This window comes from Streptococcus sp. 27098_8_134 (assembly GCF_041431675.1).
GTDB classification, from domain to species: Bacteria; Bacillota; Bacilli; order Lactobacillales; family Streptococcaceae; genus Streptococcus; species Streptococcus sanguinis_R.
On the sequence record NZ_JAPVYD010000001.1, the window covers coordinates 572,421 to 590,328 of the forward strand.

At 47.6% G+C, this 17,908-nt stretch carries 19 protein-coding genes; all 19 read right to left on the reverse strand.

All coding sequences use genetic code 11. The annotated features are described in order from the left end of the window. Positions 1 to 70: 70 nt before the first annotated feature. Positions 71 to 376, reverse strand: coding sequence for an energy-coupling factor ABC transporter substrate-binding protein (locus tag O3620_RS02715; protein WP_002917642.1), 306 nt, complete (start codon positions 374 to 376; stop codon positions 71 to 73). Then, on the reverse strand, positions 373 to 1,107 hold the full coding sequence (locus tag O3620_RS02720; RefSeq protein WP_002898257.1) for an energy-coupling factor ABC transporter permease: 735 nt from the start codon (positions 1,105 to 1,107) through the stop codon (positions 373 to 375). The genes O3620_RS02715 and O3620_RS02720 overlap by 4 nt, the downstream gene beginning before the upstream one ends. Before the next feature lie 69 nt (positions 1,108 to 1,176). Then, entirely contained in the window at positions 1,177 to 1,878 is a 702-nt protein-coding gene (locus tag O3620_RS02725; RefSeq protein WP_002919588.1) for a cobalt-factor II C(20)-methyltransferase, read from the reverse strand. A gap of 9 nt (positions 1,879 to 1,887) precedes the next feature. Beyond that, positions 1,888 to 2,655: a sirohydrochlorin cobaltochelatase gene (locus O3620_RS02730; protein ID WP_002919589.1), complete on the reverse strand. Its 768-nt coding sequence runs from the start codon at positions 2,653 to 2,655 to the stop codon at positions 1,888 to 1,890. A gap of 13 nt (positions 2,656 to 2,668) precedes the next feature. Continuing rightward, positions 2,669 to 4,108 (reverse strand): uroporphyrinogen-III C-methyltransferase, encoded by a 1,440-nt coding sequence (gene cobA / locus O3620_RS02735; RefSeq protein ID WP_032912991.1) that lies wholly within the window; start codon positions 4,106 to 4,108, stop codon positions 2,669 to 2,671. Between the two features lie 18 nt (positions 4,109 to 4,126). Beyond that, complete coding sequence (gene cobK / locus O3620_RS02740) at positions 4,127 to 4,876, reverse strand: precorrin-6A reductase (protein ID WP_002919592.1); 750 nt, start codon at positions 4,874 to 4,876, stop codon at positions 4,127 to 4,129. Beyond that, on the reverse strand, positions 4,873 to 5,598 hold the full coding sequence (cobJ, locus tag O3620_RS02745) for a precorrin-3B C(17)-methyltransferase (RefSeq protein ID WP_002910545.1): 726 nt from the start codon (positions 5,596 to 5,598) through the stop codon (positions 4,873 to 4,875). The genes cobK and cobJ overlap by 4 nt, the downstream gene beginning before the upstream one ends. Before the next feature lie 79 nt (positions 5,599 to 5,677). Then, on the reverse strand, positions 5,678 to 6,739 hold the full coding sequence (gene cbiG, locus O3620_RS02750) for a cobalt-precorrin 5A hydrolase (RefSeq protein ID WP_032914257.1): 1,062 nt from the start codon (positions 6,737 to 6,739) through the stop codon (positions 5,678 to 5,680). Further along, positions 6,729 to 7,502 (reverse strand): cobalt-precorrin-4 methyltransferase, encoded by a 774-nt coding sequence (locus tag O3620_RS02755; protein ID WP_002919595.1) that lies wholly within the window; start codon positions 7,500 to 7,502, stop codon positions 6,729 to 6,731. Before O3620_RS02755 ends, cbiG begins: the two co-directional genes overlap by 11 nt. Then, on the reverse strand, positions 7,502 to 8,071 hold the full coding sequence (locus O3620_RS02760; RefSeq protein WP_002919596.1) for a decarboxylating cobalt-precorrin-6B (C(15))-methyltransferase: 570 nt from the start codon (positions 8,069 to 8,071) through the stop codon (positions 7,502 to 7,504). The genes O3620_RS02755 and O3620_RS02760 overlap by 1 nt, the downstream gene beginning before the upstream one ends. Continuing rightward, complete coding sequence (locus O3620_RS02765) at positions 8,043 to 8,675, reverse strand: cobalt-precorrin-7 (C(5))-methyltransferase (RefSeq protein ID WP_002919597.1); 633 nt, start codon at positions 8,673 to 8,675, stop codon at positions 8,043 to 8,045. The genes O3620_RS02760 and O3620_RS02765 overlap by 29 nt, the downstream gene beginning before the upstream one ends. Continuing rightward, positions 8,666 to 9,793 carry a cobalt-precorrin-5B (C(1))-methyltransferase CbiD gene (gene cbiD, locus O3620_RS02770; protein ID WP_371601407.1) on the reverse strand — a complete coding sequence of 376 codons (1,128 nt, stop codon included), beginning with the start codon at positions 9,791 to 9,793 and terminating at the stop codon, positions 8,666 to 8,668. The genes O3620_RS02765 and cbiD overlap by 10 nt, the downstream gene beginning before the upstream one ends. Next, positions 9,793 to 10,497 carry a cobalt-precorrin-8 methylmutase gene (locus O3620_RS02775; RefSeq protein WP_002901146.1) on the reverse strand — a complete coding sequence of 235 codons (705 nt, stop codon included), beginning with the start codon at positions 10,495 to 10,497 and terminating at the stop codon, positions 9,793 to 9,795. Before O3620_RS02775 ends, cbiD begins: the two co-directional genes overlap by 1 nt. Beyond that, positions 10,498 to 11,196 carry a cobalt-precorrin-8 methylmutase gene (locus O3620_RS02780; protein ID WP_002910554.1) on the reverse strand — a complete coding sequence of 233 codons (699 nt, stop codon included), beginning with the start codon at positions 11,194 to 11,196 and terminating at the stop codon, positions 10,498 to 10,500. Between the two features lie 9 nt (positions 11,197 to 11,205). Then, positions 11,206 to 12,156, reverse strand: a complete 951-nt coding sequence (cbiB, locus tag O3620_RS02785; RefSeq protein WP_371601408.1) for an adenosylcobinamide-phosphate synthase CbiB — start codon at positions 12,154 to 12,156, stop codon at positions 11,206 to 11,208. 1 nt (position 12,157) lies between these two features. After that, positions 12,158 to 13,516, reverse strand: coding sequence for a cobyrinate a,c-diamide synthase (locus O3620_RS02790; RefSeq protein ID WP_002919603.1), 1,359 nt, complete (start codon positions 13,514 to 13,516; stop codon positions 12,158 to 12,160). A 292-nt stretch (positions 13,517 to 13,808) separates the two neighbouring features. Further along, on the reverse strand, positions 13,809 to 15,566 hold the full coding sequence (locus O3620_RS02795; protein ID WP_002919604.1) for an ABC transporter ATP-binding protein: 1,758 nt from the start codon (positions 15,564 to 15,566) through the stop codon (positions 13,809 to 13,811). After that, positions 15,556 to 17,322 carry an ABC transporter ATP-binding protein gene (locus tag O3620_RS02800; RefSeq protein ID WP_002919605.1) on the reverse strand — a complete coding sequence of 589 codons (1,767 nt, stop codon included), beginning with the start codon at positions 17,320 to 17,322 and terminating at the stop codon, positions 15,556 to 15,558. Before O3620_RS02800 ends, O3620_RS02795 begins: the two co-directional genes overlap by 11 nt. After that, the gene (locus tag O3620_RS02805) at positions 17,315 to 17,773 is read right to left on the reverse strand and encodes a MarR family winged helix-turn-helix transcriptional regulator (protein ID WP_002913878.1); all 459 of its coding nucleotides are present in this window, start codon (positions 17,771 to 17,773) and stop codon (positions 17,315 to 17,317) included. Before O3620_RS02805 ends, O3620_RS02800 begins: the two co-directional genes overlap by 8 nt. Positions 17,774 to 17,908: the final 135 nt, after the last annotated feature.

The window sequence follows — 17,908 nt, forward strand, 5'->3', positions numbered from 1 at the left end:
GAGCAACTCCGGTCCCAGACAAGCTGAATCGCTATCAAGAACCAGAGCTCGCTCTTACTGTTGAAGGCTTTTATTTATGTTCAGAAACTTCCTTTTGTTGGCCTTGTTTTTTCCCTTTGTGGTAGCCAATGACATAGAAGATGATCCCCGCTCCGATACTGCCTTGCAGGGTAAAGAGCAGACTCTCTACTTCCGGACCTGCTGGCTCAAAAATCGGTGAAAACCAAGGCTCGTAGTCTTTTTGGATAGTGCTAATGGTTTTTTCAGCAGCGTCATCTGTTCCACTGTATTCCACACCCTTAGGGGCAAAGATAAAGGCAGCTAGAGTGACTGCTACTGCAGCCAAGATTAAGATGATATTCTTATATTTTTTCATTTGAACAGACCTGCTCTTTCTTTGATATTTTCTGAGATCAAGTTATAGAGGACAACTGTCAGCAATCCTTCTACGATAGCAATCGGGATTTGAGTGGTCAAGAAGACACCCATGAATTTCAATGCAGAACCAACAAAACCGCTGTTAGCATCTGGGAAGACTAAACCGAGCTGGATAGAAGTTGTCGCATAAGTCGCCAAGTCCGCAATCACCGCACAGATAAAGATAGATACCGGTGTAGACAGCTTGATGGATTTAGCAAACTTATAGACAAAATAACCGACAAATGGACCAACCACTGCCATTGAGAATGCATTGGCACCCAGAGTAGTCAAGCCGCCGTGAGCCAAGAGGAGGGCTTGGAAGAGCAAGCAGATGGTTCCCAAAACGCTGATAACGGACGGACCAAACATAGCTGTCCCCAGACCAACCCCAGTCGGATGCGAACTGGATCCTGTAACAGACGGAATCTTCAAAGAAGACAGGATAAAGATAAAGGCACCGGACAAGGCTAGCATGGTCTTGGAATTTGGATCCTCTGCAACGATTTTCTTGATGCGCATCAAGCCGACCACAAAGAAAGGCAGGAATACGGCGAACCAGAAGATACACCAAAAGAGTGGAAGATAGCCTTCCATGATATGCATAGCTGACACAGACTGGGTACTCAGTACCGCCAAAATAGCCAACAAGGCCACAAAAGTTACTTTTTTATTTTTCAATAGTTTCATATTTTTTTCCTTTACTAAGAACCTAAGCTCAAAAAGATGAATGTCTATCCATGAACATGGGTTCTGATATTAAAAAATCTTCTTTTTCACGAGGAAGGTAGTAAAATAAGGCAGCTTGGTTTCTGGTGTGATTCCTTCAAGGCCCAGCAGAGTCTGCTGCTTGTCCGTTGAAGAATTGCTAACCATAAAAGTCTGCTGCAAGAGACCGAGCTTTTCGAGCAGGGGCAGGACAGTATCTAGGTGATTTGCCACCTTCATGATCACAATCGAGTCATGCAGCTCAAGCGCCGCCTCAATCTTCTCAGCAGAAGCCGTAGCCGGCATGACCGCCAGAGACTCCTCATCCATGGTCAGGGGCTGACCTAGCTCGGAAGCCATGCTGCAGAAAGAGGTGATACCAGGGATGGTTTGACAGTCGATTTCCTTCTCCAACAGGGCCAGCAGATAGCTGTAAGTGCTGTAGACCATGGGGTCACCCAGTGTGATAAAGCCGACATTCTTGCCAGACCTCACATCCTCTGCGATTTCAGCAGAGATGGCCTGCCACTGGACTTCTTTGGTCGAATTGGAACGGACCATAGGGAAATGCCGCTGCTTGATTTCCAGATGCTCTTTCAGGTAGGGCTCTGCAATGCCTAATGCAAAGCTCTTACTCCCTTTCTTAGCCTCAGGTGTATAGAGAATATCTAAGTCTTCCAAAAGCCGACTGGCCTTGATAGTCACTAGCTCGCTATCACCCGGTCCCACACCAATTCCGTAAAATTTTGCCATGCCTTCCTCCTATTCGATGATTTCTTCCAAATGCTGGATGTAGAGCTGCTGAACTTCAGGATATTCGCCCAGACCGACCAGATGGGCCTTGACCTCATATCCCCGCTCCTTGAAGAAGTGATACCAAGAACCTTCCTCATCTGAGCTCATATCATTGGTCGCATGGTCACCCGCTACCAGCATAAAGGGTGCTAGATGAACTTCTCGGACACCTTCTTTCTTCAGTTCCTGCTCAATCAGCTCAACCGGAGGATAGCTTTCTACACATCCGATATAGACTGAGTTTCCCTTCATCATATGATCCAAGGCTGCATAAGCTGTAAAGGCATAATGCTGACTGCCGTGCCCCATCAGAACGGTTGCTGCATCATGACCTTTATGGCCATACCGTTCCAGCAGAATATCCTTGACAGCCTCATAGTCTTCCTGACTGTTGAGCAGAGGCTTGGCAACGACCAGCTTTTTAAAAGCTGATTCAAACTCTTTGGCTTGGGCAAGAATCTTTTCATACTCGCTGCCCAAAATGACATGGAGAGGCTGGATATAGACCTCTTCAGTGCCCGCTTCCAAGAGCTGCTCTAACACCTCTTTGACCGTAGGAATATCTAGCCCTTCCTGCTTCTTAATCCGCCGTCTAACGACATTGGAAGTAAAAGCTCGGTGGACCGGATAGTCTGGAAAATGTTCCTGAATAGCCTGCTCACAAGCCTCGATTGTTTTGCGTCTGGTCTCGGGATAGGTTGTTCCGAAACTGACAACTACTATAGCTTTACTCATGATTCACCTCCTTTCAGAGAATTTCCCGACATTTATCAAGGATGGAAGCAATCGTCGCTTCATCTGTCTCAACAATCTCGCTAAAGCCTGCTTCCTCTAAAACAGCCCGCGTGCTGGCACCCATGACAACGATAGGAACATCTGTCCAGTCAAATCCAGCTTCTTGACTGGCCGCCACAAAGTTCATGGCCGCAGCAGAGTTCGGAAGACAGACAACTTCAATCTCTGACCAATTGGCACTGTTAATCTGACTGTCAAAGGCCAGCCTATGGCTAGCAATAATCGGCAGCGAATAGAGTTCTGCCAGACTGGCTTTCTTATGCTCAGCTGTCAGAATATACCAGTTGCCGCCTTCTTTTTCCAGAGCAGCTGCAAAATCCGCATCCGACTGCTGAGGCGTCATCCGATCCAGTACAATCCCGCTCGCTTCGATAGACTTGGCCGTATGATGACCAATAGCTGCAAAGCGGATGTGCGGCAGACTGCGCAAGTCTTTGCCTGCCTTGCGGAGGGCTTTCAAGAAGAGCGGCCAGCTCTGCATGTCTGCAAAGAGGAGACCGTCTACCTGCTCCAAATCCGGCAGCTGCAAGTCTAACTCTTCAACCAAATCTCGAGCTGGGAAAGTAGTCAGCGCAGCTCCAGCATCCTTAAGTAAACGCGGAAGTCTGCCCGTCTCTGACTGCTGGATGAGGATTTTCCGGCCGAAAAGCGGCAGATTCTCATGGAAATTCAGCTGCTGTCTATAGGCCACGACATCACCTACCACGATGACACTCGGCGCCTTAAAGTCTTCAGCTTCCGCTAGTTCGACTATGTTGCCCAAGGTTCCGTCCACTGAGCGCTGCTGAGGATGGGTTCCCCATTCAACGATGGCGGCTGGCTTGTCCTTGCCATAGCCTCTAGCCGTCAGCTCTTGGACGATGGAAGGCAGATTTTTCATGCCCATGAGGAAGACCAAGGTTCCTTTGAGCTCAGAAATTGCTTCCCAATTGAGCATTTCTGTCTCATCCTTGAGATGGGCTGTAAAGACATGGAAGCTAGTCGCTACATCCCGATAAGTCATAGGAATCCCTGCATAGGTCAGACCAGCCACAGCAGAGGTGATGCCTGGCACCACTTCAAAGTCCACACCAGCTTCCACCAGCTTGACTCCTTCTTCTCCGCCTCGGCCAAAGATATAGGGATCACCGCTTTTGAGGCGGACTACCCGCTTACCCTGACGGGCTTTTTCGATAAGAATCTTTTCAATCTCTTCCTGTCGGATGCAAGGCTGACCTGGCTTTTTACCGACATCTATCTTTTCGCAGTCAGACTTTAGATGCTGAAAGAGCTCTTGATTGACTAAACGGTCAAAGACCAATACATCTGCTTCTTGAAGCCGTCTCTTGCCTTTGAGGGTCAACAACTCCGCATCGCCTGGACCTGCTCCCAGTAATGTTACTAAACCGGACATTTTTTCTCCTTTCATCAGCTATTTTGTCAGATAAGCCTCTAACTCTTCTAAGCTAGAAACCATCTGAGGATAGGCCACAATTGGCCGAGAGATGATAATGCAGTCCATCCCCAGCTCTTGACAGCCATCAATCTTTTCACGAATACCACCGACGGTACCGCTCTCCTTGGAAACAAAGACATCTGCTCCCGAGCGCAGTAAGAGCTCTTTATTACACTCTTTGGAAAATGGAGCCTTAATCGCATCAATCTGATCCGCTACCAGTCCCAGCTGCTCACAAGCCAGAAGCACTTCCGAAGTCGGCAGAACGCGAACGACAATCCGCTGCTCTGGCAGCCCCTTGACAAAGAGTGGCAGGGTCTTGCTGCCAGTTCCCAGATAAACAGTCTTGTAGCCGCGCTTGGCAATCTCATCAATCGCTTCTTGGGTCGAATGCACCACGATGGCCCCGCTCAAATCCAAGGTCGCCTGACGCTCAAAGCGCAGGTAAGATACACCGGCCATCTCTGCCGCCCGAATAGCTTCCTTGGAAACGATGTCCGCAAAAGGATGGGTCGCATCAATGATTTCATCCACATCATTCTCTTTGATGAAGGCAACCATGTCCTCAGCTGTCAGCCGGCCTTGAATGACCGGCTGGCCGAACTTGGAAGCCAAGTGCCGGCCGTAGTCTGTGACAACAGAGCTGGTCACATCGATTTTCAAGCGGTCAAGCACTTCTAAAATAGCGGTGCTGTCGGATGTCCCTCCCAGCAGTAATTTCATCATAAAGTATATCCTCGAGGTGTGATCATGCGTCCGTTTTTAACATAAGTTTCTTTGTTACCAACGATAACGATTGTCGTCATATCTACCAAAGTTTCATCTAAGTCTTTGATAGTCGTCAAGATGATTTCCTCATCCTTACGGCCAATGTCCTTACCGATACCGACAATAGTATCCTCTGACTTGTACTCAGACATGATAGAAAGTGCTTTTGCCAAATGGTCTGGACGTCCCTTACTCCGAGGGTTATAGAGACAGACAACAAAGTCACCTTGAGCTGCGGCATGCAGACGCTTCTCAATCATTTCCCAAGGCGTCATCAAGTCACTCAGACTAATGTGACAGAAGTCGTTCATGAGGGGAGCTCCCATCGCTGCAGCAGCACCCAGACTAGCTGTAATACCTGGAACCACCTTAACTTCTACATCACTGGCATCTCCCAGCAATTCTAAAATCAAGCCAGCCATTCCATAGACTCCGGCATCTCCACTGGAAACAACTCCGACATTTTTGCCAGTCTCTCTAGCCAAATCAATGGCCTTTTGACAACGGTCGATTTCCTGACGCATACCATTCGCTACGAGCTCCTTGTCCTTGACCAAATCAAGAATCAATCGCATATAAGTCGAGTAGCCGACGATAATTTCACAATCTGCTATAGCAGCCAATGCTTCTTGTGACATCAATTCTTCTTTACCTGGGCCTAATCCGATAACGTATAACATATATTTTTTCTCCTTTATAGGTATGATAAAATTTTATAAGGGCAGTTGGTTCATAGGACCATCTGATTTTTCTTTTGATTTACTTTTTGGTTATTGCTTTTGCAAGCGCATAGGTACAGCCGTTCTTGGCAAAGCGCTCTGTCAGGACTTGACCCTGACTGGCCAAATCTGCGCTGGCCAAGGCGACACTGCCGACTCCGACTGTCTTTTTGACAAATTCTGACTGAGGATAGCGGTCTGCTACGACAGACAGCTCTTCCTTGCTAAAGGTCTCAAAGGGACAGCCTAATTCCTCAGCCAAGGCCAGAATAGCAGCTTCATCCTTCTTGACATCAATGCTGACGATTTTGGAAATCTCGCTGGCAGAAATCCCCTGCTGCTGACAAAATTCCTCAAAGCCTTCTCGGAAGACAGCAGGAGCCACATCCTTTCTAGCACCAACTCCTAAGATATAAGGTTGAGGATAGATGAGAGCCAGATTTTCTCTTTGAATGTCCTTTTTTTCTGCAGTCAGCAGAATCAACGGTTCCGTTCCCTTGAGAACAGCTGCAAGTCCTTCCTCATCCACCAGAGTCAGACCGCGAAGGTCGGTAACCCAGTCCTTTTCCTGATAGAAATAGACGGTTCGGCCGCTGCCTAGATAGCTGTTGAAAGGTTTGATGAATTCTCTCAATTCCGGCCTCCAGCCATTGACTGATTGGGCCAGACTGTCCAGAGCTGTTACATTCTGCACATCTGTCGCTGTCGTGATAACAGGATTGGAACCGAGCAATTCTGCGATGTCTCGCGTCACTTGATTGGCTCCGCCTAGATGTCCGCTCAGCAGGCTGATGACATTCGTCGCTTTCTCATCCATGACAACCACAGCGGGGTCGCTCGCCTTGTCTTTCAAGACTGGTGCAATAGCTCGTACAACTGCCCCGATAGCCATGATACAAATGAGAACATCCACTTCCTGAAAGAGCTGACCAAGCGCCTCAACCACTCGTCCTTCGATGGCGATGACCCTGTCATCTGCCAATCGAGGCGTCGTATAGATAGGGATTTCCTTGCCCAGCTTCTCCCGCAGAGTCAGAGCCAAGTCCTTGCCAACCGCTGTCACTGTTGCGATTGCGTAGCGGGCTTGAGAATCACTTAGCATGGCTGCTCTTCCCCCGTCTGAACTCATGCTGAAAATCTGCATGGTAGAGCTTAGAATAGTAGAATTCCTGACCTAAAAAGTCACCGACCAAAATCAAAGCTGTCTTTCTAATCTTAGCTTCCTTGACCTTCTCAGCAATATTTGTCAAATCGCCAAAGACCTTCTTTTCATCCGGCCAAGTAGCCTTGTAAATGACAGCCACAGGCGTTTCTGGAGGATAGCCACCCTCTATCAGCTCACTGACGACCTTTTCAATGCCTTGAACGGATAGGAAGATGGCCATAGAGGTCCGATGCTGAGCATAGCTTTTCAGGGATTCCCGATCTGGCACAGGCGTCCGGCCAGCCATCCGAGTGATGATGAGGCTTTGAGAAACCTCTGGTACAGTATACTCCGCCCCGATACTGGAAGCAGCTCCCAGAAAAGAGCTGACGCCCGGCGTACAGTCAAACTCAATACCCCGCTTCTTCATCTCTTCGATCTGCTCTCGAATGGAGCCGTAGATGGAGAAATCTCCCGTCTGCAGGCGAACCACATCTTTACCAGCCTTGACTCCAGCCTCCATGACATCGATGATTTCCATCAAGTGCATGCTGGCGCTATCATGAATCTCAGCCCCTTCCTTACAGTAGTTCAGCAAGTCTGGATTGACCAAGGAGCCTGCGTAAATGACCACATCAGCCTCAGACAGCTGCTTGTAACCTTTGAGCGTAATCAGCTCCACATCACCTGGGCCTGCTCCAACAAAATGTACTTTGGACATCAATTAGCCTCTCTTTCTTTTTTCTTGCAGGAAACGATAATAGTCGGATTCTGAGGCTTGAAATAGTGCCCCTTGCCTATACCTGTCCAGCGGCTAGCCTGAACCGAGACAATCTCTAGATCCTCCCAGTCCATCTGCTCCGCTATTTGAGCTGCTTCCAGAGCATTCTCCAGCAGGATAAAGTTCAAGACTAGCCGACCGCCCAGCTCCATGAGCTGGGCACACCAGTCGAAAATCTCCTGCATATTGCCACCAGTCCCTCCGACAAAAATGGCATCAAAGCTGCCATCCAGCTCAATCGGAGCCAGTCCTTGATGGAGACGGACATTGTGGCAGCCAAAGTGCTGGATATTCTCCTGCGTCAAGGCCACCGCATCTTCATTGCGCTCCACTGCCACCACTTCCAGTTCTGGATAGGTTCGGGCTGCCTGAATCGTAACACTGCCAGTTCCAGAGCCGACATCCAGCATGCGCTTGGCTCGATGCAGCTCCAACTTATCCAAACTGATGGCTCTGACTTCTTCCTTAGTCATAGGGACTTTAGCCCTGATAAATTCCGAATCCCTCATCTAACACCACCACCACATTCATTTCATATTCTCTGTCTTCTACCTCATTCGCAGGAAGAATGGTAATACGCTCGTCTTCATAACTCAGTTGCTCACCGATGACCAGCACCTTATCCAAGCCTCTTTTAACAGCCTCTTGAGCAATCTCGTAGGGGCCAACTTTCTGATCAGTCACCATAAAGACTTTTGACAAACTCATAATCAAGTCAAAGTTAGGTGCCTTAGCATGGCTGCTCGTCAGATAAGCATCGTTCATGGGCAGGGCAATTCTGCTGGCCAGATACTGCATGGCGCTTATACCTGGGGAGATGACCACGCGCCCCTTGAACTTCTCTGATAGCCATTTGCCCAAACCGTAAATCAGCGGGTCTCCTGAGGCCAGATATAAAATTTCCTCATCCTCACCAAAGCTTTCCAGCAATTCTGCCAGCGCGGCTAATTTTTTAGGCGGGACCAGGCCCTTATCCTTATAAGCCGGTGGCAAAATTTCTAAATGCCGCTCGCTGCCCAAAATGCGGTCAGCCTTTTCAAAATAGGCTTCCTGTCCCAGAAGACCATAGCTTGGATCTCCCGGACCAATTCCGATAACATAAATCATGTCCATTCCTCCTTTATCTGCTCTAAAGGCTGGGTTGATGCCAAATAGCCTTCCTCAGTCCCAAAGACGACCACTTCAATACTGACTTCTGGCTTACGATAGCGGAGCAGGCGCTCACTTCTAGCCTTGATCTTATCCGCCAAGACCTGATAGACACCCTCGTAAGAAAATTCTTTAATGGCTGTCCCAGCTGCCTCGGTCGTCAAGCACTTGTCAACTTTTTCCAGCAGCTCCATGGGCGCCCCCATCAGAGCTAGATTAGCCACCAGCGTTTCCATACGGGCATCCGAGTCCTTACTGTGGGTAGAGAAAATCCCAGCCGCCACTTTGACAAACTTGCCCATGTGGCCAATCATCAAAACCTTGGTAAAGCCAATCCGCTGAACTTCTTTGAGGACATGGCCGACAAAGTTACTCATATTGACGATGCGCCCAGCTGGAATCCCCACAGTATTAGTAGCAAAATCTTCACCGTAATTCCCTGGAACCAAGACGACTGAGCGATGTCCTTGATTATAGAGCATGGTTAACTCGATCGTTATGGACGCCTTCCAGCTATCCTCGGACATAGGATTGACAATCCCTGTCGTTCCCAAGATTGAAATGCCGCCTACAATACCTAGTCTGGAATTGTAGGTCAGCTTGGCCGTTTCTTCGCCGCCAGGAACGGAAATGATAACCCGCGCCCCACAGTTGGGACCGATAATATCACGGACATGTTGCTCAATCATCCGTCTAGGAGTCGGATTGATGGCTGCCATGCCGACATCGCAGGCCAGTCCTTTCTCGGTTACACGCCCGACGCCCTGACCACCGTCAATCTCGATTTCCGTCTGATCTGGCAGAAGGGTCACGGTCGAATAAATCAAGAGTCCGTGCGTCGCATCCGCATCATCGCCGCCATCTTTTTCAATGGCCGCAGTCGCCTCTTCTGGTCCAAAAGAAGGATTGTGAACATCCATTGTCACTTCCACACCTGAAGCCGTATGCACAGTGACCTTTTCTTCCCTTTCCTGATTTAAAATCATGCTCAAGGCTGCAACAGTCGCTGCCGTTGCACAAGTGCCAGTTGTAAAACCTTTTCTTAATTTCTTTCCATTGACATAAGCGTATTCATCCATCATCAGCCCTCTCCTTTCTCCGGAGCCTGCTTTTTATCTGAAACACTGTAACGCTCATAGTCTGTAGTGTCGAGCTTGAGCTGGTAGAGAATGGCATTGACCACAGCTGCTGCGATGGTACTGCCGCCCTTTTGACCCAGTGCTGCGATAGAAGGCACCGAACTTTCATGCAGTTTGAGCTTGGATTCTGCCGCTCCGACAAAGCCAACTGGAACTCCGACAACTGCATCCGGCTGCAAGCTTCCTTCTTCGACCATATCCAAAACCTTGAAGATAGACGTTGGAGCATTCCCAAAGACAAAAAGTTTTGGACCATCCACTTTAGCTGCATATTCTACAGCAGCCATGGAGCGAGTAATTCCTTTTTCCTTAGCTTCCTGAAAGACTGCCGGCTCATTGACCAGACAGCGATAGGAAACACCTAGATCATCCAGCAATTTCTTATTAAAACCGCCCAAGACCATGGTTGTATCTGTAAAAATGGTGCCCTTGTTTCGGAGGACGTAGAGAATCTTCTCAATAACCTGATTGGAAAACTTGATATTGTAGAGGTAGTCAAAGTCTGCACTGGTAAAGACAACCCGCTTGAGCACTGCCTCTTCAAAAGGATCTGAAAAATGAATATCCGGATGCTCTTGGTCAATAATTTCCTGAATCTTGCTGAAACTAGCTTCTTCAATCTTATGCGCTGCTTTTAGATAGGACATCTAGTTCTTTCCTCCTTCTTTACTGGATGGTGTAGAGTAGCGGACATAGTCATCTGTCACCACTTCTCTCAGCTGGTAGATAATGGCATTGACAATGGCTACTACAATCGTGCTGCCACCTTTTCTTCCGAGATTGACAAGGGCAGGAAGACCTGACTGAAGCAGTTCTTCTTTTGACTCTTCGACATTGATAAAGCCGACTGGAACCCCAATCACTGCATCTGCTTCTACCAATCCCTGCTCTGCCAGCTCAATCAGGTAAGACAGAGCCGTAGGAGCACCACCGAAGGCAAATACTTTAGGCCCTTCAATCTTAGCTGCTATCTCAACAGCCGCCATAGCTCTGGTAATTTGCTTTTCCTTGGCCAGCGCAACCACTTCTTCATCACTAATCAAACAGCGGTAGCTCACACCCAGCTGGTCCAGCACGCGCTTATTAATGCCATTGAGAGAGATATTAGAGTCTAGCAGGATGGTACCCTTAGCTCTGATTACTTCTTCTATTTTTTTAAGGACATCGTGCTCAAAGCGCATGGTATAGAGATAATCAAAATCTCCCGTCGTATGGATTGCCCTCTTGATGATGGATTCTTCCATTTCCGAATGGAAGACATAATCAGGATCTTTTTCAGTAATCATAGACTGAATAATTTGAAAGCTCTTTTCCTCAATAGAGGAAGGATTTTGGATATATGTCATAGTATACTCCTAGAAATATGCTTGCTTTACTAAATAAAAAAGAGTGAAGAAGATTAAACCTGTCATGGTGCTTGTATAAAGCAGAGAGATAGCCGTCTGAATATCATCCGCCTCAACCAATCTGGAAGCCTCTCCAATAGTCGGCTTCTCAATCAGCTCTCCGTGATAGACGTGCGGTCCGCCCAGCTGAATACCCAGAGCTCCAGCTACAACTGCCTCTGAAAAAGCACTGTTGGGACTAGCATGCTGATAGCGATCCCGCCAGCCAATTCGCAGGGCTCCTTTGACATCCAGCAGTAAAATCTGACTGCTGAGAATCAAGAAAAACCAAGTCAAACGCGCAGGAATCAGATTGGCCAGATCATCCATCTTGGCAGATATGAGACCGATTTTGCGGTATTTCTCCGTCTTATAGCCTACCATAGAGTCCAAGGTGTTGATGGCCTTATAGGTCATAGCTAGAATGGGTCCGCCCAGAAAAAGGCAGAGCAGAGGGCCGATAACCCCGTCACTGGTATTTTCAGCTACTGTCTCAATCGTCGCCTTGCTGATTTCCTCTGGTGTCAGCTGGGAAGTTTCACGGCCAACAATCATACCAACTTGCTTTCTAGCTTCTTCCAAAGTGCCAAACTTGAGCGTATGGTAAACCTTTTGAGCCTCAAAAGCTAGACTCTTAGCCGCCAGACTGGCATAGGCCAGATAGATCCAGACGATCCAGTAGAGGACGGGATGAGCCAGACCAGCCAACCAAAGCAGCCCGCAGCTCACTCCCAGCGCCAGTCCAACTGTTGTCAGCCAGAGGAAAAAGCCAAATAGATAGGGCGAAAACTGCTTTTTCTCCTGCAAGCGCATGCATAGACAAATATAGGAACCCATCCACTTGACTGGATGAGGCCAGCTATAGGGGTCGCCAATCAGCCAGTCCAGTAAGACGGCCAAAAAAATTGCAATGAGTGTCATATCAGTTCGCCTCTTTGATATAATTCAGCCAGTTGGCCAGCAGCTGCTCGTCCTGATAAAAATGAACATGCAGGTAGCTAGCAAAGGTCCGGCCCTTTTGATAACCGCCTGTCCAGGCAGCTACGACCTGACCGTCTCTGACCTTCTCTAGCTTGAGGACCGTATCTTCCTCCGTCTCAAAGACCGAATGGTGAAACTCATGTCCCCTGACCGCTGTACCTTTAGGGCCAAAAAGACTGTCTACCTGCGTTTCTGCTTGGCAGTAGCCAAAGCTTTTCAGGCCGGGGGTCATCAGGCTCTTGCCCTTAAAAATACCGACCATTTCATAGACCTGACCCTCTACTTCCAGCAACTCTCCCAGATACATGAGGCCGCCACATTCTGCGTAAATTGGCCGGCCCTGCTCATGAACTTTCTTAACCGAAGCCCGAAAGTCAGCATTTGCCATCAGCTCCTGAGCGTAGACTTCTGGAAAACCGCCACCAAAATAATATGCATCTGCTGCTGGCAGTTCCTTATCTTTCAGAGGGCTGAAAGGTACCAGCTGGACATTGAGCTCTCTTAGAAAGTCTAGATTATCTTCGTAGTAAAAGTGGAAAGCATCATCCAAGGCATAGGCCAAAGTCAAGGGCTGATCGTTGCGGATATGAAAAGGATTGGCCATCTGCTTATCGGGAAGTTCTGCCTTTTCCAGTAGCCTGTCTAGATTTATATGCGCGGCTGCTGCCGCTCCCAATTCCTCAAATCGACGATCCAAATCATCCATTTCCACGTCAGGGATTAGACCCAGATGGCGCGATGGCAGCTCTGCTGTTGCATTCTTAGGCAGATAGCCCAGCACCTCCACATCCGTATACCGCTCTATGGCGCCCTTGATAAGTTCAAAGTGAGTCTGTGAAGCCACCCGATTGATAATAACCCCAGCAATATCCAAATCCGGATCAAAAGTCGCAAAGCCATGGACCATAGCAGCCGCTGAGGTGGATGTCGCCTTTCCATCGATAATCAAGAAAACCGGAATACCCAACTTTTTAGCAACAGAAGCAGAGGACGCACAGTCCTTGTCTGTTCCCAGACCATCAAAGAGCCCCATGACTCCTTCGACCACTGCCACATCAGCATCTCCATGCCATTTATAGTAGGACCAAGCCAGGCTCTGATCGTCCGGTATCATAAAGCTGTCCACATTCCGCGACGGCCGCTTGGTAATCCGACTATGATAAGCTGTATCAATATAATCAGGTCCTATCTTATAAGGCTGGACCTGATAACCTCTGTCTGCCAGAGCTTTCAAAATCCCTAGGGTAACTGTAGTCTTTCCAACACCGCTGGAAACACCAGCCAGCATAAATTGCTTCATCGCTTTACTCCAGATTCACTGATAAAAAAAGCACTACAAAAAAGAAGTTTCATTTTTTGTAGCACCGTTGCTCACTTATATGTAGTTCAAACACTCCGTTGTGTTCGTTTTCAGTTCTTATATTAAATTTATTTTAATATAAATGACAAAAGCTGTCAAGTTTTTCCTAGAGAATCTGCGGAGAAAGTCAGTGTTTTAGAGCGTTTTCGCTGAAAACTGAGCAATTTTTACAATTCTGTTAAATTTAAAAAAACATCAGGAAAACGAACATTCCTGATGTTTTATTTGAGTATCAACTTGCATCTTCCTCTACAAATTGACTATTATAGAGGTCCGCATAGAAGCCATTCTGATCCATGAGTTCATCATGGTTGCCCTGCTCGATGATATTTCCATCGCGCATGACCAAGATAAGATCCGCATTACGGATAGTAGACAGGCGGTGGGCAATGACAAAGGAAGTCCGGCCTTCCATGAGTTTGTCCATAGCCTTTTGAATGAGCTCTTCCGTCCGCGTATCGACTGATGAAGTTGCCTCATCCAAAATCAAGAGCGGCGCATCTTTGAGCAGAGCACGAGCAATGGTCAGCAGCTGTTTCTGACCGACTGATAAGTTGACCGTGTCATCCAGCACCGTATCATAGCCCTGCGGCAGAGTCATGATAAAGTGATGAACACCGACCGCCTTCGCTGCAGCGATAACTGCTTCATCTGTCACATGCTCCTGATTATAAATCAAATTCTCCCGAATCGTCCCCTCAAAGAGCCAGGTATCCTGCAAGACCATTGAAAAGGCATCGTGAACCTCAGAGCGTTTCATATTCTTAATATCTATACCGTCAATGCTGATACGCCCCTTGTCAATTTCATAGAACTTCATGAGCAGATTAACAATGGTCGTCTTACCAGCACCCGTCGGGCCGACAATGGCAATCTTCTGTCCGGCTTTGGCCTGGGCTGAGAAATCATGAATAATCGTCTGGTCTGGCTTGTAACCGAAGAAGACATCTTTAAAGGCAACATCTCCCTTGACAGCAGTAAGCTGCTGCTCTTTATGCTGGTCGTCTTCCATCTCAGGCTCAGCCAGAAATTCAAAGACACGAACCAGTGCTGCTCCAGCCTGTTGCAAGACGGCGATACCTTGGGCAATCTGTGACAAAGGCTGAGAGAAGGTCCGCACATAAACCATAAAGGCGACGATAATTCCTATACTAATAGAGCCATTAATCGCCAGAGCAGCACCAACCAAAATAACCAGCACATAGGCAAAATTCCCCGTAAAGAACATGAGCGGCATCATCATGCCAGAGATAAATTGAGATTTCCAAATACTGTTATAGAGATTGTGATTGAGAACTGCAAAGCGCTCCTTAGACTGCTCAATGGCATTATAGCTGGTAACAACATTATGACCAGAGTACATCTCCTCCACATAACCGTTTACCGCAGCCAGATCGTTTTGTTGGGCGGTGAAATAGCCCTGAGACTTGCCCATGATGAGACCGACAAAGACAAAGCCTAATACAGTAGCCAAGATGGTTACCAAGGCCAAGATCCAGTTCATGAAGAACATGGTCAACACCACAGCCACCAAGAGCAGGCTGGCAGAGATAACATTCCCCAGACTCTGGTTGAGGGATTGGCCGACCGTATCTACGTCATTGGTCACGCGCGACAGAGTATCCCCCTGAGAATGACCATCAAAATAGCCCAACGGCAGCTTGTTAATTTTCTCTGCAATGGCTGTCCGCAGTCGCTTAGAGAAATACTGGATAACCGTACTGATGATAAAGGATTGGCCGTAGTTGAGCAGGGCTCCGACTGCATAGAGCACGGTCAGCAGAAGGGCAATCTGAGACACAGCTTTTAAATCAATACTGGTAGCCAGACCATCAGAAATGAGATTGGTAATTTCTTTTAATTTATTTGGCCCATAGACCGTGATAATGTTTGACAAGACAGCTCCCACAAATGCCAAAGCAAGAGGAAGCTGGAAGCCTTTGAGATAAGGCCGTATCTGGCTAAATAATGAAGGCTTCTTATTTTCCATTTTCTAATTCCTCCTTGGATAGTTGTGAGTAAGCAATTTCTTGATAGACTTCGTTGCTGGCCAAAAGCTCTCGGTGGCTACCTTGACCGACTACCTTACCAGCATCCAAGACCAAGATTTGATCCGCATCCATGATAGTAGAAATCCGCTGCGCTACGATTAGCTTGGTCATATCCTGCGTCCGCTCAGCCAGTTCTTTGCGCAAAATGCGGTCTGTCTTATAGTCTAGTGCTGAGAAGGAGTCGTCAAAGATGAGGATTTCTGGCTTACGAGCCAAGGCTCTGGCAATGGCCAAACGCTGACGCTGGCCACCAGAGAAGTTGGTTCCGCTTTGAGCTACTTCTGCTTTCAGCCCCTTTTCCTTCTCTTGGACAAAGGGCTTAGCCTGTGCTAGGTCAAGAGCCTCCCACATTTTCTGCTCATCCAGCGGGCTTTCTTGGCTTTGACCGAAGTCCAGATTGCTCTCAACATCGCCAGAGAAAAGCACCGCCTTTTGCGGGATGTAGCCGACCTTATTATGCAAGTCTTCCAGCTGGTAATCCTGAACATTGACGCCATCTACCAGAATCTCTCCTTCAGTTACATCGTAGAAACGAGGAATGAGATTGACCAGCGTGGATTTCCCTGAGCCAGTTGAACCGATAAAGGCTACGGTATCACCAGCCTGCGCTGTAAAGCTCACATGCTCAATGACCGCTTCTGAATTCTTGGAATAGTGGAAGGACACATCTCGAAAGACCACTTCTCCCTTGCTGTCCGCTGCTGCCTTAGGCTGTTCCGGACTGGTGATAGAAGAATGCAGGTCCAGAACTTCATTAATCCGGCCAGCCGATACAATGGTTCGAGGCAGGACAATGAAGAGGGCACCCATGAGCAAGAACCCAATCACAATCTGCATAGCATAGGACATAAAGACGACCATATCACTGAAGAGTGGGAGACGCTCCTGCAGCCCAGCCTCCTGGATCAAATAAGCACCAATCCAGTAAATAGCCAGTGTCAAACCGCTGGAAATCCCCATCATAACTGGATTCATCATGGCCATCAGACGACCGATAAAAAGATTGAGTCGGGTTACTTCATCATTGGCTGCCGCAAATTTCTCATCCTGATAGTCCTCAGCATTGTAAGCCCGGACCACGCGAATCCCAGTCAGACTCTCTCTAGTGACGCTGTTTAGCTTATCGACCAAGCGTTGCGCAACTGACTGCTTGGGAAAGGCCAATGTCACCAAAACTACTGTCAGCAGGATATTGACTATAACAGCAATAAGAACTGCTGTCAGCCAGTTCTCGGACTTACCGATAATCTTGGTCATAGCCCAAATCGCCATAATCGGTCCCCTGGTCACCACCTGAAGCCCCATGGTAATTAAGGTCTGTACCTGGGTAATGTCATTCGTTGTCCGAGTCAGCAGACTAGGGATTGAAAATTTCTTAATCTCCGTCTGTGAATAATCTAGCACACGGTTGAAAATATCGCTCCGCAAGCTCTGGGTAAAGCTGGCTGCTATACGAGCGGCAAAAAAGCCAACCACAATAGCTGACAGCAAGCTAGCAAAAGACAGGCCGATCATTTTCAGACCTGGCTCCCACAAATCTGCCAAACCAGTCCCTGGTGTTTGCAGCAACTCTGTAATCGTCGAAATATAGGTTGGAACTTCTAATTCCAGATATACCGTTAGGAAGGTGAAGAGCACACTGAGAACAATCATGCTCACTTCCCTTACCGTCAGCCGTTTAAATAACTTAAACATCTTTCCCTCCATTTTCTAAACTTTCGATATTCTGATAAAACTTGGCCATGACTTGAGAAAAAATCAGCAGTTCCTGCTCAGAAACACCATTCAAAATAGAAAGGTTCATTTCATCAAAAAAGTCACGGATTTTTTTCATTCTTTCCTGCGACTGCGGAGTAAGACGGATATATTTAGCCCGCTTGTCTGTCTTGCCCATTTCCAGCTTGATAAAGCCATTCTTCTCCATCCTTTTCATTAAGTTAGAGGCCACCGATTTGGAAATATCCAACTCCTGCTCAATATCCTTGATAAGGGTATCCTTCCCCTCTTCCATACGACAGGCGACAATATGCAAGACCTGCCCCTGAGGCCCAGCCATGGACTCAATCCCTTGCTCCTTGGCAAGCTTTTCCGCTATGAGATGAATCTTTCGTCCAAAACGCTTCAATTCCAGTAAAGGCTTATCCATACCTGCATCCTTTGTAAAAATAGTTTTCGTGAGAACTATTTTAACACAAGAAAAAAGAAAGTCAAGAAAAAAGTTTCCATGAGAACTATTTTTTCAACAAGAAAAAAAGCGAAGAAAATTTCTTCACCCTTCCTT